18 protein-coding genes are annotated in these 18,998 nt (G+C 53.0%); 7 read left to right on the top strand and 11 right to left on the bottom strand.

Translation table 11 applies throughout. From position 1 onward, the window contains the following. Positions 1-13 precede the first annotated feature (13 nt). Genes OGY83_RS02815 through aspS form a run of 3 tightly spaced genes read right to left on the bottom strand, consistent with a single transcriptional unit; the run spans position 14 to position 3,003 of the window. Positions 14-757 (bottom strand): YebC/PmpR family DNA-binding transcriptional regulator, encoded by a 744-nt coding sequence (locus tag OGY83_RS02815; protein ID WP_003833836.1) that lies wholly within the window; start codon positions 755-757, stop codon positions 14-16. A 28-nt stretch (positions 758-785) separates the two neighbouring features. Next, positions 786-1,229, bottom strand: coding sequence for a dihydroneopterin triphosphate diphosphatase (gene nudB, locus OGY83_RS02810; protein ID WP_191228585.1), 444 nt, complete (start codon positions 1,227-1,229; stop codon positions 786-788). 1 nt (position 1,230) lies between these two features. Next, positions 1,231-3,003, bottom strand: coding sequence for an aspartate--tRNA ligase (aspS, locus tag OGY83_RS02805; protein ID WP_123267390.1), 1,773 nt, complete (start codon positions 3,001-3,003; stop codon positions 1,231-1,233). A 287-nt stretch (positions 3,004-3,290) separates the two neighbouring features. Here aspS and OGY83_RS02800 point away from each other — a divergent pair, with 287 nt between their 5' ends. From OGY83_RS02800 to cmoB, 5 genes are all read left to right on the top strand, one after another. Continuing rightward, positions 3,291-3,857, top strand: coding sequence for a hydrolase (locus OGY83_RS02800; protein WP_126317822.1), 567 nt, complete (start codon positions 3,291-3,293; stop codon positions 3,855-3,857). Further along, on the top strand, positions 3,854-4,672 hold the full coding sequence (locus OGY83_RS02795) for a DUF72 domain-containing protein (RefSeq protein ID WP_286635221.1): 819 nt from the start codon (positions 3,854-3,856) through the stop codon (positions 4,670-4,672). Before OGY83_RS02800 ends, OGY83_RS02795 begins: the two co-directional genes overlap by 4 nt. A 251-nt stretch (positions 4,673-4,923) precedes the next feature. Continuing rightward, positions 4,924-5,319, top strand: coding sequence for an MAPEG family protein (locus OGY83_RS02790; protein WP_003833847.1), 396 nt, complete (start codon positions 4,924-4,926; stop codon positions 5,317-5,319). 40 nt (positions 5,320-5,359) lie between these two features. Continuing rightward, the gene (cmoA, locus tag OGY83_RS02785) at positions 5,360-6,103 is read left to right on the top strand and encodes a carboxy-S-adenosyl-L-methionine synthase CmoA (protein WP_003034686.1); all 744 of its coding nucleotides are present in this window, start codon (positions 5,360-5,362) and stop codon (positions 6,101-6,103) included. Continuing rightward, positions 6,100-7,068, top strand: coding sequence for a tRNA 5-methoxyuridine(34)/uridine 5-oxyacetic acid(34) synthase CmoB (cmoB, locus tag OGY83_RS02780; protein ID WP_003833851.1), 969 nt, complete (start codon positions 6,100-6,102; stop codon positions 7,066-7,068). The genes cmoA and cmoB overlap by 4 nt, the downstream gene beginning before the upstream one ends. Positions 7,069-7,298: 230 nt before the next feature. Here cmoB and cutC read toward each other — a convergent pair whose 3' ends face one another. Together cutC and OGY83_RS02770 are read right to left on the bottom strand one after the other, a co-directional pair. After that, positions 7,299-8,045: a copper homeostasis protein CutC gene (cutC, locus tag OGY83_RS02775; protein ID WP_191214397.1), complete on the bottom strand. Its 747-nt coding sequence runs from the start codon at positions 8,043-8,045 to the stop codon at positions 7,299-7,301. A gap of 2 nt (positions 8,046-8,047) precedes the next feature. Continuing rightward, positions 8,048-8,614 (bottom strand): VOC family protein, encoded by a 567-nt coding sequence (locus tag OGY83_RS02770; RefSeq protein ID WP_003833855.1) that lies wholly within the window; start codon positions 8,612-8,614, stop codon positions 8,048-8,050. Positions 8,615-8,852: 238 nt separating this feature from the next. Between OGY83_RS02770 and argS the strand changes: the two genes are divergently transcribed. Together argS and mrdA2 are read left to right on the top strand one after the other, a co-directional pair. Beyond that, the gene (gene argS / locus OGY83_RS02765) at positions 8,853-10,586 is read left to right on the top strand and encodes an arginine--tRNA ligase (RefSeq protein WP_079939879.1); all 1,734 of its coding nucleotides are present in this window, start codon (positions 8,853-8,855) and stop codon (positions 10,584-10,586) included. Positions 10,587-10,816: 230 nt separating this feature from the next. After that, on the top strand, positions 10,817-12,754 hold the full coding sequence (gene mrdA2, locus OGY83_RS02760) for a peptidoglycan DD-transpeptidase MrdA2 (protein ID WP_123267395.1): 1,938 nt from the start codon (positions 10,817-10,819) through the stop codon (positions 12,752-12,754). Here mrdA2 and bglB read toward each other — a convergent pair. The 6 genes from bglB to cheY all read right to left on the bottom strand — a co-directional run bounded on the left by bglB (position 12,726) and on the right by cheY (position 18,991). Then, positions 12,726-13,865 (bottom strand): beta-galactosidase BglB, encoded by a 1,140-nt coding sequence (gene bglB / locus OGY83_RS02755; RefSeq protein ID WP_286635218.1) that lies wholly within the window; start codon positions 13,863-13,865, stop codon positions 12,726-12,728. The two genes, mrdA2 and bglB, sit on opposite strands and share 29 nt — an antisense overlap. Before the next feature lie 308 nt (positions 13,866-14,173). Continuing rightward, complete coding sequence (gene flhE / locus OGY83_RS02750) at positions 14,174-14,566, bottom strand: flagellar protein FlhE (RefSeq protein ID WP_079939876.1); 393 nt, start codon at positions 14,564-14,566, stop codon at positions 14,174-14,176. Next, entirely contained in the window at positions 14,566-16,644 is a 2,079-nt protein-coding gene (flhA, locus tag OGY83_RS02745) for a flagellar biosynthesis protein FlhA (RefSeq protein WP_003034666.1), read from the bottom strand. Before flhA ends, flhE begins: the two co-directional genes overlap by 1 nt. Further along, positions 16,637-17,788, bottom strand: coding sequence for a flagellar biosynthesis protein FlhB (flhB, locus tag OGY83_RS02740; RefSeq protein ID WP_079939875.1), 1,152 nt, complete (start codon positions 17,786-17,788; stop codon positions 16,637-16,639). Before flhB ends, flhA begins: the two co-directional genes overlap by 8 nt. A gap of 158 nt (positions 17,789-17,946) precedes the next feature. Further along, complete coding sequence (cheZ, locus tag OGY83_RS02735; RefSeq protein WP_003034659.1) at positions 17,947-18,591, bottom strand: protein phosphatase CheZ; 645 nt, start codon at positions 18,589-18,591, stop codon at positions 17,947-17,949. A 10-nt stretch (positions 18,592-18,601) separates the two neighbouring features. Next, entirely contained in the window at positions 18,602-18,991 is a 390-nt protein-coding gene (cheY, locus tag OGY83_RS02730; RefSeq protein ID WP_003034656.1) for a chemotaxis response regulator CheY, read from the bottom strand. Between the last annotated feature and the right edge of the window lie 7 nt (positions 18,992-18,998).

Here is an 18,998-nt window from a genome sequence, read left to right as displayed (position 1 = left end):
CGGTACAGCCACCTCATTCTAAGGTAGCTGCAACCTCATCAGAGATCTCGCCGTTATGGTAAACTTCCTGCACGTCGTCGCAGTCTTCCAGCATATCGATCAGACGCATCAGCTTCGGCGCTGTTTCTGCATCCATATCTGCTTTAGTGGATGGAATCATAGACACTTCAGCCGCGTCCGCTTTCAGACCAGCCGCTTCCAGCGCGTCACGTACTTTGCCCATCTCTTCCCACGCGGTGTAAACGTCAATTGCGCCGTCGTCGAAGGTCACAACGTCTTCAGCACCAGCTTCCAGTGCTGCTTCCATGATGGCGTCTTCATCGCCTTGTTCAAAGGAGATAACGCCTTTTTTGCTGAACAGGTAAGCCACTGAACCGTCGGTACCGAGGTTGCCGCCCGTTTTCGTGAACGCGTGACGCACTTCCGCAACGGTACGGTTACGGTTGTCAGACAGACATTCAATCATAACGGCTGTACCGCCAGGACCGTAACCTTCATAGATGATGGTTTCCATGTTGGAATCTTCATCACCACCCACACCGCGCGCGATTGCACGGTTCAGGGTGTCACGGGTCATGTTGTTAGCCAGCGCTTTATCAACCGCTGCACGCAGACGCGGGTTAGCGTCCGGATCGCCGCCGCCCAGTTTAGCCGCCGTCACCAGCTCACGAATTATTTTGGTGAAAATTTTACCGCGTTTAGCATCCTGCGCTGCTTTACGGTGTCTGGTGTTGGCCCATTTACTATGACCTGCCATAAATAATATCTCCAAAAAGCGCGCCTTTTCAGGCGACGTTAATTACAAACTCTTCAATCGCCTGCCGGTTACTCCACGACTTGGTTAATTGGGCGGCTTCAACCGCATTAACCCAACGATAGGTCAGATGTTCGGTGAACACGATCTCTCGTTCTGAGGGAAGTGCCAGACAAAACCAGGATTCAGTATTACGCTCAATTCCCGGCGCATAGCGATGACGTAAATGGCTAAAAATTTCAAACTCCACCGTGCGCTGACAGTCAATTAAGGTCAGTTGCTCAGTTGCAACATCAATGGCGACTTCTTCCTTTACTTCGCGCATGGCGGCTTGCGACGCGGTTTCACCTTCTTCAAGGCTGCCGGTGACCGACTGCCAGAAATCAGGATCGTCGCGTCGCTGTAACATCAGCACTCTCCCGGTGTCCTTTGCATAAATCACGACTAACACCGAGACAGGCTGTTTATATGTCATATCAGTTATTCTCGGCCTTCTTAACAACCTGAATGCTCAGTTCCGCCAGCGCTGCTTCGTTGGCAAAGCTTGGCGCTTCAGTCATCAGACACGCTGCAGCCGTGGTTTTCGGGAAAGCAATAACGTCACGAATGTTATCAGTACCGGTCAACAGCATAGTCAGACGATCCAGACCAAATGCCAGGCCCGCATGCGGCGGTGTACCGTATTTTAGCGCATCCAGCAGGAAGCCGAATTTCTCACGCTGCTCTTGCTCGTTAATGCCCAGAATACCGAATACGGTTTGCTGCATGTCGCCGTTGTGAATACGCACGGAACCGCCGCCCACTTCATAGCCGTTGATGACCATATCGTACGCGTTGGCAACCGCGTCTTCCGGCGCAGCTTTCAGCTCAGCGGCCGTCATATCTTTCGGCGCGGTGAACGGGTGGTGCATGGCGGTCAGTCCGCCTTCACCATCGTCTTCAAACATTGGGAAGTCGATAACCCACAGCGGCGCCCATTTGGCTTCGTCGGTGATGTTCAGGTCTTTACCTAGTTTCAGACGCAGCGCGCCCATCGCGTCGGCAACTACTTTCTTGTTGTCGGCACCGAAGAAAATCATGTCGCCGTCTTGCGCACCGGTACGTGCCAGAATCGCTTCCACAATTTCTGCGTTCAGGAACTTAGCAACCGGGCTGGTGATACCTTCCAGGCCTTTTGCACGCTCGGTGACTTTGATGTAAGCCAGGCCTTTCGCGCCGTAAATCTTAATAAAGTTACCGTAATCGTCGATCTGCTTACGGCTCAGTGCAGCACCGCCCGGTACACGCAGAGCAGCTACGCGGCCTTTCGCATCGTTTGCCGGACCAGAGAACACTGCGAACTCAACGTCTTTCACCAGATCGGCAACGTCAACCAGCTCCATCGGGTTACGCAGGTCTGGTTTATCGGAACCGTAACGACGCTCAGCTTCGGCAAAGGTCATGATCGGGAAATCACCCAGATCCACACCTTTCACTTCCAGCCACAGATTACGCACCAGCGCTTCCATCACTTCACGCACCTGCGGTGCGGTCATGAAGGAAGTCTCAACGTCGATCTGGGTAAATTCTGGCTGACGGTCAGCACGTAAGTCTTCATCACGGAAGCATTTTACGATCTGATAGTAGCGATCAAAGCCAGACATCATCAGCAGCTGTTTAAACAACTGAGGTGATTGCGGCAGTGCGTAGAATTTACCTTTATGTACGCGAGAAGGTACCAGGTAATCGCGCGCACCTTCCGGCGTCGCTTTGGTCAGCATCGGTGTTTCAATGTCGAGGAAGCCGTGGTCGTCCATAAAACGACGCACCAGACTGGTGATTTTGGCACGCGTTTTCAGGCGCTGCGCCATTTCAGGGCGACGCAGGTCTAAATAGCGATACTTCAGTCGCGCTTCTTCGGTGTTGACGTGGTTAGAGTCCAACGGCAGCGAGTCTGAACGGTTGATGATGGTCAGATCGGAGGCCAGCACTTCAATTTCGCCCGTTGCCATATCGGCGTTGACGTTTTTCGCGTCACGCGCACGCACGGTGCCCGTAACCTGGATGCAGAACTCATTACGCAGTTCGGAGGCCAGCTTTAACGCGTCCGCACGGTCCGGATCGAAAAATACCTGCACGATACCTTCGCGGTCGCGCATATCGATAAAGATCAGGCTACCAAGATCACGACGACGGTTGACCCAACCACACAGAGTCACCTGCTGCCCCTCGTGGGACAGACGTAGCTGTCCGCAATATTCTGTACGCATGAGATATCCCTTAACTTTGCCGCAGGCGGATTGTCACCTGTCTCGCAGATGACGAAGTCGCAGCTTTAGCTGAATGTCACAACTGAATGAAAAAAGGCGGCTATTATACTGGAAATTCTGCCGCACGATAAGAGCCTACTGGGATAGACTCTCAGTCCGGTACTGACTGTACGCCTGTTTCCTGGACGGGCATTGCGTAATCTCACAAAAAATAACAAAAATTGTCGCCCCTTTCACACTGATTCGCGATTAAGGTGTAACGGAATTCTTTTATTACTGGAGTGACCATGCTGGAATTGAACGCTAAAACAACCGCCCTTGTCGTGATTGATTTACAGGAAGGGATCCTGCCTTTCGCTGGCGGGCCTCATACGGCACATGATGTGGTTACCCGCGCCGCGCAGTTGGCGGAAAAATTCCGTGCCCACGGTTCCCCGGTGGTAATGGTGCGCGTCGGCTGGTCTGACGATTACGCCGAAGCGCTGAAACAACCCGTAGATGCTCAGACTCCGGCAAAAGCGTTGCCCGAAAACTGGTGGGATTACCCGGCGGCTCTGGGGAAATGCGCCAGCGATATCGAAGTGACTAAACGCCAGTGGGGAGCCTTCTATGGCACCGATCTGGAATTGCAGCTGCGTCGCCGGGGTATTGATACCATCGTTCTGTGCGGGATCTCGACGAACATTGGCGTTGAGTCGACGGCGCGAAATGCGTGGGAGCTGGGTTTCAGTCTTATCATTGCAGAGGATGCCTGTAGCGCCGCCAGTGCTGAGCAACACCAGGGCAGCATGACCCATATTTTCCCGCGCATTGCGCGCGTTCGCAGCGTGGAGGAGATTCTGCAAGCGCTATGATCTACATCGGTTTACCCCAGTGGTCGCATCCAAAATGGGTGCGTCTGGGGATCACCAGCCTTGAAGAGTATGCCCGCCACTTTAACTGCGTGGAGGGCAACACTACGCTGTACGCGCTGCCAAAAGCCGTTATTGTTTCCCGCTGGCAGGCACAGACTACCGATGCGTTTCGATTTTGTTTTAAATTTCCGGCGACTATTTCGCACCAGGCTGCGCTGCGTAATTGTGATGACCAGGTACAGGAATTTTTTACGCGCATGTCGCCGCTGGAGTCACGTATTGGACAATACTGGCTGCAATTACCCGCGACTTTTGGCCCACGCGACCTGCCTGCCCTGTGGCAGTTTCTCGATGCGCTCCCGAAATCCTTTACCTACGGTGTGGAAGTTCGCCATCCGGAGTTCTTTGCCAAAGGCGAAGCCGAACAGCTATTTAATCGCGGTTTACACGAGCGTGGAGTAAACCGGGTGATTCTGGACAGCCGTCCGGTGCATGCCGCAATCCCGCATACTGAAGCGATACGTGACGCCCAGCGCAAGAAACCGAAGGTTCCGGTGCATGCCGTGGTGACGGCAAACCATCCGATGGTACGCTTTATCGGTAGCGATAATATGGCGCAAAACAGCGAACTTTTTGCCGTCTGGCTGACCAAGCTGCCGCAATGGCAACGCACCACGACGCCGTATCTGTTTTTGCATACACCGGACATCGCGCAGGCCCCGGAGCTTGTTGATACGCTATGGGCGGATTTACGCAGTGCTCTGCCACAGATCGGATCAGCTCCCTCTATTCCACAGCAATCTTCTCTTTTCTGAAAATGCCACCTATCATAGTCAGTGCCATCAACCCAACCGTACTCTAAATAATTCGAGTTGCAGGAAGATGGCAAGGGAGAGAATCCTCAGGAGCTTACATTAGTAAGTGACTGAGGGGAGCGACAAATCTGCCGGGAGCAGATTTGAACGCGGCCTGCAGCGGCCCCGAATGGGGCGAGACCCAGGGATGGGTCGAGTATCTACAGCCACCGCGCATGCAACTTGAAGTATGACGAGTAAAGGGAGTTTGTATGGTAAGCGCGCTTTATGCCGTATTGGGTGCGTTATTGTTAATAAAGTTCTCCTTTGACGTCGTTCGCCTGCGCATGCAATACCGCGTTGCCTATGGCGATGGAGGTTTTAGCGAGCTGCAAAGCGCTATCCGCATTCACGGTAATGCGGTGGAATATATTCCCGTCGCATTAGTGCTGCTGTTATTTATGGAAATGAACGGCGCAGAGACGTGGATGGTGCATATTTGCGGGCTGATGTTGATTGCCGGACGACTGATGCATTATTACGGATTCCACCACCGGCTATTCCGCTGGCGCCGTTCGGGCATGAGCGCAACCTGGTGTTCGCTGTTGCTAATGGTGCTGGCGAATCTTTGGTATATGCCCTGGGAGTTGGTTTTCTCCCTGCATTAGCGCACAATACGCCACTTTATTTTTCCCGGATTTTTACGTTATGTCTCACCGCGACACGCTTTTTTCTGCGCCTATCGCCAGTCTGGGTGACTGGACCTTTGATGAACGGGTAGCTGAAGTCTTCCCGGATATGATCCAGCGTTCCGTTCCTGGCTATTCCAATATCATTTCTATGATTGGTATGCTGGCCGAACGTTTCGTACAACCCAACACGCAGGTCTACGATCTGGGCTGTTCTTTGGGCGCGGCGACGCTCTCGGTGCGTCGCAATATTCATCACGAAAATTGCAAAATTATTGCCGTCGATAACTCCCCGGCGATGGTTGAGCGCTGCCGTCGTCATATTGACGCCTATAAGGCACCGACCCCGGTTGAGGTTGTCGAAGGCGATATTCGCAACATTACTATCGAAAACGCCTCGATGGTGGTGCTGAATTTTACCCTGCAATTCCTTGAGCCACCTGAGCGCCAGGCATTGTTGGATAAGATTTATCAAGGGCTGAATCCCGGCGGCGCGCTGGTGCTGTCTGAAAAATTCAGTTTCGAAGACGCTAACGTTGGCGAACTGCTGTTCAACATGCACCACGACTTCAAACGGGCCAATGGCTACAGCGAACTGGAAATTAGCCAGAAGCGCAGCATGCTGGAAAACGTGATGCTGACCGACTCGGTCGAAACGCACAAAGCACGGCTGCATCAGGCAGGCTTCGAACACAGCGAATTGTGGTTCCAGTGCTTCAACTTTGGTTCTCTGGTGGCGCTGAAAGCTGAGGTTAGTGCATGATCGACTTTGGTAACTTTTATCAGCTGATAGCCAAAAACCATCTTTCCCACTGGCTGGAAACGCTTCCGGCACAAATCGCTGCCTGGCAGCGCGATCAGCACGGTCTTTTTAAGCAATGGTCAAACGCCGTCGAGTTTCTGCCCGAGCTGACGCCGCATCGTCTGGATTTACTGCACAGCGTTACTGCAGAAAGCAAAGAGCCGCTCAGCGAAGGTCAGCTTAAACGTATCGACACCCTGATGCGTAACCTGATGCCATGGCGTAAAGGGCCGTACTCGCTGTACGGCGTCAATATCGATACCGAATGGCGTTCCGACTGGAAGTGGGATCGTGTCCTGCCGCACTTGTCTGATCTCACCGGTCGTACCATTCTTGACGTCGGCTGCGGCAGTGGCTATCACATGTGGCGCATGATTGGCGCTGGAGCGCATCTGGCGGTTGGCATCGATCCTACGCAACTGTTCCTGTGCCAGTTTGAGGCGGTGCGTAAACTGCTGGGCAATGACCAGCGCGCTCACCTGCTGCCGCTGGGCATTGAGCAACTTCCAGCGCTCAACGCCTTTGACACTGTGTTCTCCATGGGCGTGCTTTATCACCGCCGCTCGCCGCTGGAACATCTGTGGCAGTTAAAGGATCAGTTGGTTAAAGATGGCGAACTGGTGCTGGAAACGCTGGTCGTCGAAGGTGATGAAAATACCGTACTGGTGCCAGGCGATCGCTACGCGCAGATGCGTAACGTCTACTTTATTCCGTCTGCGCTGGCGCTAAAAAACTGGCTGGAAAAATGTGGTTTTGTTGATGTGCGCATCGCCGATGTCTGCGTCACCACCACCGAAGAGCAGCGCCGCACCGAGTGGATGGTAACCGAGTCGCTGGCCGACTTCCTCGACCCAAACGACCACAGCAAAACGGTAGAAGGCTACCCTGCTCCATTACGCGCGGTATTGATTGCGCGTAAGCCCTAGTCATTTTTGACTGGTGGCACATTTTCTCCAAAATAGTTCGGTTTGCGACAAGGCGGCGACGCAGCAAATCCTCGGGAGCGTAGATAACTACGTGACCGGGGTGCGCGAGGAAAGCCAACGCAGTAACAGACCGAAATATGCAGGAGAAGGATAAAAAAAGGCCCCTGTTGAAATTGCAGGGGCCTGGTACGAGCAAGCATCATATTGGGCGACATGATGCAACGGTAAAATCAGCTGGCCTGATGGTGTGCAATGATTGCTTTCATTTCAGCAACCGCCGTCCCGTCTACCGCATAGCGAGAATACTCATCCGCCTGCGCATCCGAAGACATCGACAACCCCGAATTGCGATAACGCATTGGTGAAGCCAGCCATACTCCGGCAGAACTGTGGACTTCCTGCACCCCAGCATCAAGGAACAGGGACAAATTCGAGGCGCGAACCCCCGCTCCGGCCATAATGATTGGAGCACCGGGCTGCGCAATAAGTTCCATTATTTTTGTTAAACCTTGCGCCGCATCTGATTTTTGCCCTGAAGTGAGTACTCTGGCGATGCCCAAATCAGCTAATTTTTTAAGCGCATTGAGTGGGTTAGCACACATATCAAAGGCCCGATGAAAAGTGACTTGCAGCGAACCGGCGGCAATCATTATTTTCTCCATGCGCGGCATATCGACATTGCCATCCGCATCTAAAATGCCGGTCACCAGCCCTGAGAATCCCAGTTCCCTGACCATCGCAATATCATCCAGCATTGCAGCGAATTCACCTTCGGTGTAGCAAAAGTCCCCTCCACGTGGGCGAATAATGGGATTGACGGGAATCGAAATGTGCTGGCGAACAGAACGCAAGACGCCCAGTGACGGCGTTAAGCCCCCTTCTTTGGGTGCCGAGCAAAGTTCAATACGATCCGCGCCGTTTTGCTGCGCCGTACGCGCACACTCCATGCTGTAACAGCAGATTTCCAGTAAAGCCATGCTCACTCCTGACGTTCGCTTGCCACGATGGTTTCAATCGACCACGGATGGAATTTTATCGTTACGCTGCCATCGCTGACCGCCAGCGTCGGATTCGGTAAACGCTCACGTTCACCTTTTGGCGAGCTGGTTTTCACAAATATGCCCGGTTGACTCAGACCGTGATCGGAAAGCAGCGCCAGCGCGCGCGCATTCAACGTTTCCGCCTCTCCCGGCAGAACAATTTCAATATGTTCCCAGCCTTCATGTGGGTAGCGTTTTTCGCCCGGCCACGGCAGCTCGACGATGGAAAATTGCCAATGTTGCACACAAACCGGCTCATGCAGTTTAAAAAGACAAATAGGTCTGCCGTTAATGATGTTTTCTGACAACAATTCACCGCACTGCTCAAACCCACGACGCCAGCGTTCTGCGGTGGTATTTTGATGGCAACGCAAGGAAATGTGATCGGCTTCCAGGCCTGTGATATCCAGCCCAAGACGGGTAGAAAGTTCCGTTAATGCCTGCGTGAAATGCGGTAAATCTGCAGAAATATCCTGTAGTTCTGCAACGGTTTGCCAGTTCGCCATATTAAAAGCTCATATCCATGTTCAAAGTCGCTAATTTACTCTGTTGCGCTGCGCCATCCAACAGCTGTTTTTTCCGAACACATCATGAAAAAATTTACACCATTGCATTGTTTATATTTCAGGCTACTGGCGGTACACACAATGCTGACGCCAACGGGCATTTGCAGTATACTCCCGCCCTTAATTCTTAAACTGGTGCGGTGAATTTTAGGCCGCTTCATAAATGTAAGGTATTCCGGTGAATATTCAGGCTCTTCTCTCAGAAAAAGTCAGTCAGGCCATGATTGCTGCAGGCGCGCCTGCAGATTGCGAACCGCAGGTTCGTCAGTCAGCAAAAGTACAGTTCGGCGACTATCAAGCTAACGGCATGATGGCTGTCGCTAAAAAACTGGGTATGGCGCCGCGACAACTGGCTGAGCAGGTGCTGACTCATCTGGATCTCAACGGGATTGCCAGCAAAGTTGAAATTGCAGGCCCAGGCTTTATCAATATTTTCCTCGATCCGGCATTTCTGGCGCAGCACGTTCAGCAGGCGCTGGCTTCCGATCGTCTGGGCGTCACTCAACCGGCTAAACAAACCGTCGTGGTTGACTACTCCGCGCCTAACGTAGCGAAAGAAATGCACGTTGGTCACCTGCGTTCCACCATCATTGGTGACGCGGCGGTGCGTACGCTGGAGTTCCTCGGTCACAAAGTTATCCGCGCCAACCACGTTGGCGACTGGGGTACTCAGTTCGGTATGCTCATTGCATGGCTGGAAAAACAGCAGCAGGAAAATGCCGGGGAGATGGCGCTGGCTGACCTGGAAGGTTTCTACCGTGATGCGAAAAAACATTACGACGAAGATGAAGCCTTCGCGGAACGCGCCCGTAGTTATGTCGTGAAACTGCAAGGCGGCGACGAATACTTCCGCGAGATGTGGCGCAAACTGGTCGACATTACCATGTCGCAGAACCAGTTAACCTACGATCGCCTCAACGTTACCCTGACCCGTGACGACGTCATGGGCGAGAGCCTGTACAACCCGATGCTGCCTGGTATCGTGGCCGATCTGAAGGCGAAAGGCCTGGCTGTTGAAAGCGAAGGCGCTACCGTCGTATTCCTTGATGAGTATAAGAACAAGGAAGGCGAACCGATGGGCGTTATCATTCAGAAAAAAGATGGCGGTTATCTCTACACCACAACCGACATCGCCTGCGCCAAGTATCGTTACGAAACCCTGCATGCCGATCGCGTACTTTATTACATCGACTCCCGTCAGCATCAGCACTTAATGCAGGCCTGGACCATCGTACGTAAAGCTGGTTATGTGCCGGATTCAGTGCCGCTGGAACACCACATGTTCGGTATGATGCTGGGCAAAGACGGCAAGCCGTTCAAAACCCGCGCAGGCGGCACGGTGAAACTGGCCGATCTGCTGGATGAAGCGCTGGAGCGCGCACGTCGTCTGGTCGCGGAGAAGAACCCGGACATGCCTGCCGACGAGCTGGAAAAGCTGGCAAATGCGGTCGGTATCGGCGCGGTAAAATATGCGGACCTGTCCAAAAACCGTACTACCGACTACATCTTCGACTGGGACAACATGCTGGCGTTCGAAGGTAACACCGCGCCATATATGCAGTACGCCTATACCCGCGTACTGTCCGTGTTCCGTAAAGCAGATATCGACGAAAGCGCGCTGGCAAATGCGCAGGTCGTTATCAGCGAAGATCGCGAAGCTCAACTGGCGGCGCGTCTGCTGCAGTTTGAAGAAACGCTGACCGTCGTTGCGCGTGAAGGTACGCCACACGTGATGTGTGCTTACCTGTACGACGTTGCTGGTCTGTTCTCCGGCTTCTACGAGCACTGCCCTATTCTCAGCGCTGAAAACGAAGAGATTCGCAACAGCCGACTGAAACTGGCACAACTGACAGCGAAAACCCTGAAGCTGGGTCTGGATACACTGGGTATCGAAACCGTAGAACGTATGTAATCACCTCCAGTACTGTGAAAGCCCGCGCTATGTCGCGGGCTTTTTTATTTTCCCGAATGACCACCCTCGTAGTCAGCGCTCTCAGGCCGGCGAGAAACGGCTACGCTTACTGTAATTTGTAACAACCCACAAGGAATGACACATTTCCCTAGAGATATGGAACATCTTTTGCCTGTCATCCCGTCTAAGCCTCCGTATCATTAGGCGGCGAATTAATCGGGTACGGGTCAATGACATTCAGAGATTTTGAGGCGGAAGAAAAACTCTTCCAGCGGCGTGTATTGGTGGCCTTTGGCCTGGTAGTCATCTGTTTTGGCATCCTGATTTACAATCTGTATAACTTACAAATCTGTCAGCACCAGTATTACACCACCCGGTCGAATGCAAACGACATCAAAATGCTGCCCGTCGCACCAACGCGTGGCATGATTTACGATCGCAACGGCATCCCGCTGGTGCGCAACGTCACCTGGTACGATATTTCCGTTACACCTTATAAAATCAGCGATATGAATGCGTTAATCCAGCAGCTCACGCCGATCGTTGACCTCACTCCTGATGACATAGACCAGTTTCGCCATGAGCTGAAAGCCAGCAGCCGCTATCGTCCTGTGGTGCTAAAAAATGCGCTAACCGATGTCGAAATCGCCCGTTTTTCGGTAAACCAGTTTCATTTTAGCGGCGTCAACATCAATAGCTACGAAGACCGCCAGTATCCCTATGGCGCGGCGCTGGCGCATGTCCTGGGTTATGTTTCAAAAATCAATGACAACGACCTGAAAGCACTGGATCAAAAGGGTCAGGCAGAGAACTACGCCGCCGATCACAACATCGGTAAGCAAGGTATTGAGCGCTATTACGAAAACGAACTGCATGGAAAGACCGGTTATCAGGAGGTGGAAGTAGATAACCACGGACGCATCGTACGCCTGATCAAAGATGTGCCGCCCGTTGCCGGAAAAGATATCCATCTGACGCTGGATTTACATTTACAGCAATACATTGAAAGCCTGTTGGCTGGCCAGCGTGCCGCCGTTTTGGTTGAAGATCCACACGACGGTTCCGTACTGGCGATGGTCTCAAACCCCAGCTATGACCCCAATCCGTTTGTCAAAGGCATCAGCTATCAGGACTATAACAAGCTACTTCAGGATAAAGACCTGCCATTAATCAACCGCGTCACGCAGGGGTTGTACCCTCCCGCTTCAACGGTCAAACCGTATATGGCGATGTCGGCATTACTGAATGGTGTGATCACGCCGCAGACCAGTTTCTTCGGTGCCCCTACCTGGACGCTACCCGGCACCGAGCGACATTACCGTGACTGGAAAAAAACGGGCCACGGTATGCTGGATGTCACCAAAGCGATAGAAGAGTCTGCCGATACGTTCTTCTATCAGGTAGCGTATATGATGGGGATCGACCGGATTAACAGCATGCTCAGCCAGTTTGGTTACGGTAAACCGACCGGCATCGATCTTGATGAGGAGTATAACGGCCTGCTCCCGAGCCGTGAATGGAAGCAAAAAGTGCACAAAAAAGCCTGGTATCAGGGGGATACTATTTCAGTTGGCATCGGCCAGGGCTACTGGATTGCCACGCCTATCCAGATGGTAAAAGCCATGGTCGCACTGATTAACAACGGCAAGGTTATCGTCCCTCACCTGCTGCTCGATGAAGAGAGCGGCAAAACCATCACGCCGTATCAGGCTCCAGAAGCACCGTCACAAATCGCCTCAGCCTCATCGCCCTACTGGGGACTGGTGCGTCAGGCGATGTTCGGCATGGCGAATGAACCAAATGGTACAGGTTATAAGTTCTTTCACACCGCGCCTTATGGCATTGCGGCGAAAAGTGGCACCTCACAGGTCTTTAGCCTGAAAGAAAATCAGACCTACAATGCGAAGATGATCCCTGTCCGCTTGCGCGACCACGTGTTTTATACCGCATTTGCACCCTATAAGAACCCGAAAGTCGCGGTGGCGTTAATTCTGGAAAACGGCGGCAGCGATGGTGTCACCGCCGCGCCGGTTATGCGTCAAATCATGGATCATCTGTTTGCCCCGCAGGACAACACGGAACAAACAGCAACGGCTGAACAATCAGTTCCGATAGCAGCATCGCCATCGAATACCGATATCAAAAATACTTTCGCAAGTATTCGGTAAGACACAGCATCGCCATCGCCTGTCCGTAAGGCATAGAGGTCCGAGGGATGTTGCGGTAGAAATCGAGATTGTGTCCCATCCCGGTACCAAACGAGGTGTGCAGCAGTTCACCTTCCGGTGAAATATGCTGCACAATGCCGCGAATGGCTTTTTCAGCCACCAGCGCATACTCTTGCCCAACATAGCGTTTACGTACTGCTTTGAGGATCCCATAGGCAAATCCGGCAGTTGCCGATGCTTCCAGATACGACTGCGGGTCGTCCAGCAAGGTATGCCACAAGCCACTTTTATCCTGGCATTTCGCCAGCGCCGCGATTTGCGCGTTCAGGACCTGAACCAGATAGCGGTGAACAGCATTGTTTTCCGGTAAATCAAGTAATTCAAGGAAGTCCGGGATCACGATAGTTAACCAACTGTTGCCACGCGCCCAGCGGGCATTGGCAAAGTTGTGATTTCCTTCATAGCTCCAGCCGTGGAACCACAGCCCCGTTTCTTTATCCATCAGGTTTTGCACGTGTAGCAGGAACTGATACGTTGCCTCTTCGATATAGTCCGGGCGATTGAGTAGCTTGCCAATCTTCGCCAGCGGTAAAACCGTCATCATCAGCGTGTCATCCCACATCTGTTGGTGGTTTTCTTCCGCCAGCGTGATGTGTTGCATACCACCGAATTCAGTACGCGGCATCTCATGCATTGCCCACTCAGCCCAGCTGTCGAGCCACGGCAGATACGTGGGATTACGCGTCTCTTCATAACGATACGCCAACGTTAAAAATGGCGCCATGGTATTCACATTTTTGGTGGTTGCACCTTCAGCAAAGCGATCGGTAAACCAGCTGTCGATGATATCGCGCATCGTTTCATCGCCGGTTTGCAGATAGTACTGATACATCCCGTATAAACCGATGCCGTGGGTCCACTCCCATCCCGCCCAGCCCTTGGTATCAATTACGCGTCCATCGTCCAGACGCAGCAAGAACTCGCCGGTTTCGTCATGAATATTGACGAGGTTATGCGTCACCTTTTTGATCAGTGTTTTTAATTCATCCCTGGCAATAAAATGTTCTGGCTGACTCAATAACGGGCTATGTTTAACCGGGTAAACAATCATTTACTTAACCTCTGTCAATGTCGGATTCAATGCTGTGACCTGCCCCTGTTGCGGCGCAGCAGCTTTATTTGGGAGGCCCCGCAATCCTCGCTTTGACAATGGGCATCCTTATAGAGTCACAGTAAAAGCTAACAGGAAGTGAAACCTTTCTATTTCTGCCAGAAGGATTCGTGAAATGGCAAGGATACAAAGAGCCCGGCAACGTACGTCACTTATTTTATAAAACATCGTTTCTATTTAATTGAATGAGAGGATTAAATGTTGAAACAACCAGCAGTTTCCACTGCTGGTCTGAATGACGGAGGGTGTTAACGGTAGTTCACAATCACCTGATTGCTCTGAATGCGTAACGCGGGGATCAGGCGACCACCGCCAGGGACTTCCCAGACAAAATGCATCGGTTCAATGGCCGGAACATTATTGAACCCGTTGGTGGTTCCACTTTGCCCGTCCAGCTCGACACATCGGGACTGAGAACATAAACGCACCCGCAAACCTGCGGGCGTGGGGCCATTCAGCTCATAGCGCCAGGCCACCAGCGTCATCAAACCCGAGACCGGCTGGCTGGGAACCAGAGGTGCAGACGAGGCTGACTGGCCACGGTGATTTAAGGTGATCCCCATTCCGCTTGCCTGCCAGGCTCCTTCTCCGGCAGCCTGCGCCATCAGAGGAAAAAACAACAACCACAGTAGCTTTCGCATTATTTACCTCCAATGGTCGCCGTCATGCGGATATGGCGGTTATCGGAAAGCTCCATGTTCGATAACACCACCAACTGCGGGATGCTGCGACGTAAAAACCGCGCCAGTAACGGACGTAACGCGTGATTAACCAGCAAGACCGGCGGCGCGCCCAACATTTCCTGTCGGGACAGCGCTTCCTGAGTCTGGGCCAGCAGTCGGTCTGCAAGCCCAGGCTCCAGGCCGCCGCCGCCCTGTAGTGCTTGCAGCAGCAAACGCTCGAGTGGAGTATCAAGACCGATAACCTGAACCTCTTCATTACCCGGGAACCACTGCTGAGTGATGGCGCGTCCTAACGCAACACGGACGACCGCGGTAAGCTCATGCGGATCGTTTTGCAGTGGCGCATGTTCCGCCAGCGTTTCAAGAATGGTGCGCATATCGCGAATCGGTACTTTCTCATCCAGCAAGTTCTGCAGCACTTTATGCAGCGTGGTGAGCGTCACAACACCCGGCACCAGATCTTCCGTCAGCTTCGGCATCTCCTGCGACACACGATCCAGTAGCTGTTGCGCCTCCTGACGGCCAAACAGCTCAGCGGCGAACTGCCCAATCAGGTGGTTTAGATGCGTAGCGACAACAGTACTGGCTTCAACCACCGTAAAGCCCTGAATCTGCGCCTGTTCCTTCAATGCGCTTTCAATCCAGATAGCGTCCAGTCCGAAAGCCGGATCGACCGTTTTCTCACCCGGCAGCGACCCGGCGGCAGTACCTGGGTTAATGGCCAGCCAGCGTCCCGGATAGGCGTCACCGCTGCCAATTTCCACCCCTTTCATCAAAATTCGATAGCGGGCCGGCTGCAGATCCATGTTGTCACGGATATGTACCACCGGCGGCAGGAAGCCCATATCCTGGGCAAATTTCTTACGAATACTGCGAATTCGCCCCAGCAACTCACCATCTTGTTGAAAATCCACCATTGGGATCAGGCGGTAACCTACCTCCATGCCCAGCGAATCTTCCAGCTGCACGTCGTTCCACGTGGCTTCCACCACGGAGTTGTTTTCCGGCATTTTCACCGGCTGCGGTTCATCCGGCGCTTTTTGCTCACGACCGCGCATCCACCAGGCCAGGCCCAGTAATGCGGCAGTAAACATCAGAAACACCAGGTTCGGCATGCCCGGAACCAGGCCCAAAAGTCCAAGTACCGCCGCACTGAGCAGCATAACGCTGGGGTTGCTGAACAGCTGGGTCACCATCTGTTCACCAACGTCCTGGTCGGTACTCACGCGGGTCACGATAACGCCCGCCGCGGTAGAGATAACCAGCGCAGGAATTTGTGCCACCAACCCGTCACCGATGGTCAGCAGGGTATAACTTTCCGCAGCGCTGCCCATGCTCATACCATGCTGCAACACCCCAACTAACAGACCGCCGACTACGTTGATCACCATGATCAAAATACCGGCGATGGCGTCTCCACGGACGAATTTACTCGCACCGTCCATTGAGCCGTAAAAATCCGCTTCCTGGGTCACTTCCGAGCGTCGTTTTTTAGCTTCATCTTCGCCAATCAGACCGGCATTCAAATCCGCATCAATCGCCATCTGCTTGCCGGGCATTCCGTCCAGTACAAAGCGCGCACCTACCTCGGCGATACGTCCTGCACCTTTAGTGATTACCATAAAGTTAATGATGACAAGAATCACGAAGACCACGATACCGATCGCGAAGTTACCGCCCACCAGGAAGTGACCAAAGGCTTCAACTACCTTCCCCGCCGCCGCTGCACCGGTGTGTCCTTCCATCAAAATGATACGGGTCGACGCGACGTTCAGGGCCAGACGTAATAATGTGGTAAACAGCAAAATCGTCGGGAATGCGGCAAACTCCAGCGTACGCTGGGTGAACATCGCCACCAGCAGCACCATGATCGACAGCGCAATGTTAAAGGTGAACAGCAAATCGAGGACGAAAGCCGGCAGCGGCAGCACCATCATCGACAGGATCAGCAGGATGAGGATCGGTCCGGCAAGGATTTGCCATTGCGTGGATTTCAGGTTGCTGGGCAGACGCAGCATCGCGACCAGATTAGCCATCAGTATTCTTCTCGTTCATGAAATCCAGTGCTTCAGGCACCGGAAGGTTTTCAGGTTGTGGTGGACGCTTGCCGCCAGCCAGACGCCAGCGTTTTAGCTGCCATACCCATGCCAGTACTTCGGCAACGGCGGCATACAATTGACCCGGTATTTGCTGACCTATTTCAGCATGGCGATAGAGCGCACGCGCCAGTGGTGGCGCTTCTAACGTAGGAACACGGTGCTCTGCGCCAATTTCACGAATGCGCAGCGCAACCAGTCCGGCCCCCTTAGCGACAACTTTCGGGGCACTCATTTTGTTCTCGTCATACTTCAACGCCACTGAGTAGTGCGTAGGGTTAGTGACAATAACGTCTGCTTTTGGTACATCCGCCATCATGCGACGCTGAGCGGCCGCGCGCTGCATTTGACGAATTTTGCCCTTAACGTGCGGATCACCTTCGCTTTGCTTAAATTCATCGCGGATATCCTGACGCGACATACGCAGTTTTTTCAGATGGCTATAGATCTGGAAAAAGACGTCGAACCCCACCATCGGAATGACGCCAAGCACCACCAGTAGTGCACACATACCGACTAAATCCAGGGCATTGCCCATCGCCGTAATCGGTGACTCCGCCATCAGACGCATCATCGCCGGCCAGTTATGCCAGAGATAAAATCCGGCCACGCTTCCCACTAACGTGGACTTCAGTATCGCTTTGAGCAGTTCTGCGCCGGTTTGCGCGGAAAACATGCGCTTAATGCCCGGTAACGGATTCAGCTTAGAGAATTTGGGTTGCAGGGATTTACCGCTGAAAATCAAGCCACCAAGCATCACCGGGGAGATTAGTGCCACCAGAACGACGCCGGTAATCAACGGCAACAGCGCAATCATCGCGTCTTTAATCAGCAGGATGATTTGGCTCAGGATCAGATTCGGGTCGTTGACCATACTGTGGTCAAAACGTAATCCGGTCGACAGCATGCCAGCCAGTCTGCGGGCAAGCGACTCCCCACCAATCCAGATAATGCACACACCCACCAGCAAAATAAGTAGTGAGGTCAGCTCTTTGGATCGGGGGATCTGCCCTTCTTCCCGTGCTTTTTCAAGTCGGTGGGGTGTGGGGGCTTCTGTTTTGTCGTCGTCGCTTTCTTCTGCCACGCATCAGACCCTGGATAGAGATATAGGCGAGAATGATGCCAGAACAGCTATCCAGCAATGGGAAGAGTAAGCGGTAAAAAAGACGGGATTTATGGCTTTAAGCAGAATTGCGCGTAAGCCGGATGAGAGGTCCACGCCTCACATCCGGCAAATACTCATCAGAACCCGAGGCTATCCAGCAGGTCGTCAACCTGATCCTGACTTGCCACTACGCCAGCTTTCGAGGCGTCAACCTGCGGGCCGTTAAGCAAGCTTTCGTTTTCACGTTTTGGACGAGCGCCCTGTTCCGGAATGTTTTCCAACAGAACCATCAGCAGCTGACGTTCAATTTCCTGGATAACATCCATCATGCGCTTGATGACCTGTCCGGTGAGATCCTGGAAATCCTGCGCCATCATGATGTCCAGCAACTGGGCATTGGTAAAGCTGGTATGTCCGGGCACATCACCAAGGAATTGACGGGTATCGGTGACCAGTTCTCGAGCGTCGGACAGTTCGATCGGATTTTCGAACCATTCATCCCAGCGTTTGGTCAGGTCTTTGGCCCCTTTTTCCATCGCGTCCTGATGCGGCTGCGAAGCTTCTACACTGTTCAGCGCGCGCTCTGCCGCCTGAGCGGTCATCTGTACAACGTAATCGAGACGATCGCGGGCATCGGGAATCGCTTCTGCCGCTTCGGCAATGGCCTGATCCAGCCCCAGTTCACGCAAGCTGTCGCGCAGCATTCGGGTCAAACTGCCGATGCGCGCGATGATGTCCCCTGCAGAGTGCTCGTCAGCAGGTTTAATTTGTGGTTGCATCATCATCACACCCTCACATGCCCAGTTTCTCAAAGATTTTATTCAGTTTTTCTTCCAGCGTCGCCGCTGTGAACGGTTTCACGACATAGCCACTGGCACCTGCCTGTGCTGCCGCAATGATGTTCTCTTTTTTGGCTTCTGCCGTGACCATCAGTACCGGCAGAGAAGCCATCCCGCCATCGGCACGGATGGTTTTCAGCAGTTCCAGCCCATCCATGTTCGGCATGTTCCAGTCAGAAATAACAAAGCCGAATCCCCCAGCCTGTAGCTTGTTCAGCGCATCCACGCCATCTTCAGCTTCTTCAACATTGTTGAATCCCAGCTCTTTGAGTAGGTTACGCACGATGCGACGCATGGTGGAAAAGTCATCCACAACCAAAAACTTAAGCTCTTTATCCGCCATAAAAATA

This window comes from Citrobacter sp. Cpo090 (assembly GCF_030332665.1).
In the GTDB taxonomy this organism is placed as follows: domain Bacteria; phylum Pseudomonadota; class Gammaproteobacteria; order Enterobacterales; family Enterobacteriaceae; genus Citrobacter; species Citrobacter portucalensis.
The sequence above is the reverse complement of the archived record's forward strand: the minus strand, read 5'-3'. Positions and strand labels throughout refer to the sequence as shown.

What these genes read in the sequence shown, in the direction of transcription:
- OGY83_RS02815 (WP_003833836.1), bottom strand. Translation starts at nt 757, where the DNA reads ATGGCAGGTCATAGTAAATGGGCCAACACCAGACACCGTAAAGCAGCG.
- nudB (WP_191228585.1), bottom strand. Translation starts at nt 1,229, where the DNA reads ATGACATATAAACAGCCTGTCTCGGTGTTAGTCGTGATTTATGCAAAG.
- aspS (WP_123267390.1), bottom strand. Translation starts at nt 3,003, where the DNA reads ATGCGTACAGAATATTGCGGACAGCTACGTCTGTCCCACGAGGGGCAG.
- OGY83_RS02800 (WP_126317822.1), top strand. Translation starts at nt 3,291, where the DNA reads ATGCTGGAATTGAACGCTAAAACAACCGCCCTTGTCGTGATTGATTTA.
- OGY83_RS02795 (WP_286635221.1), top strand. Translation starts at nt 3,854, where the DNA reads ATGATCTACATCGGTTTACCCCAGTGGTCGCATCCAAAATGGGTGCGT.
- OGY83_RS02790 (WP_003833847.1), top strand. Translation starts at nt 4,924, where the DNA reads ATGGTAAGCGCGCTTTATGCCGTATTGGGTGCGTTATTGTTAATAAAG.
- cmoA (WP_003034686.1), top strand. Translation starts at nt 5,360, where the DNA reads ATGTCTCACCGCGACACGCTTTTTTCTGCGCCTATCGCCAGTCTGGGT.
- cmoB (WP_003833851.1), top strand. Translation starts at nt 6,100, where the DNA reads ATGATCGACTTTGGTAACTTTTATCAGCTGATAGCCAAAAACCATCTT.
- cutC (WP_191214397.1), bottom strand. Translation starts at nt 8,045, where the DNA reads ATGGCTTTACTGGAAATCTGCTGTTACAGCATGGAGTGTGCGCGTACG.
- OGY83_RS02770 (WP_003833855.1), bottom strand. Translation starts at nt 8,614, where the DNA reads ATGGCGAACTGGCAAACCGTTGCAGAACTACAGGATATTTCTGCAGAT.
- mrdA2 (WP_123267395.1), top strand. Translation starts at nt 10,817, where the DNA reads ATGACATTCAGAGATTTTGAGGCGGAAGAAAAACTCTTCCAGCGGCGT.
- bglB (WP_286635218.1), bottom strand. Translation starts at nt 13,865, where the DNA reads ATGATTGTTTACCCGGTTAAACATAGCCCGTTATTGAGTCAGCCAGAA.
- flhE (WP_079939876.1), bottom strand. Translation starts at nt 14,566, where the DNA reads ATGCGAAAGCTACTGTGGTTGTTGTTTTTTCCTCTGATGGCGCAGGCT.
- flhA (WP_003034666.1), bottom strand. Translation starts at nt 16,644, where the DNA reads ATGGCTAATCTGGTCGCGATGCTGCGTCTGCCCAGCAACCTGAAATCC.
- cheZ (WP_003034659.1), bottom strand. Translation starts at nt 18,591, where the DNA reads ATGATGCAACCACAAATTAAACCTGCTGACGAGCACTCTGCAGGGGAC.
- cheY (WP_003034656.1), bottom strand. Translation starts at nt 18,991, where the DNA reads ATGGCGGATAAAGAGCTTAAGTTTTTGGTTGTGGATGACTTTTCCACC.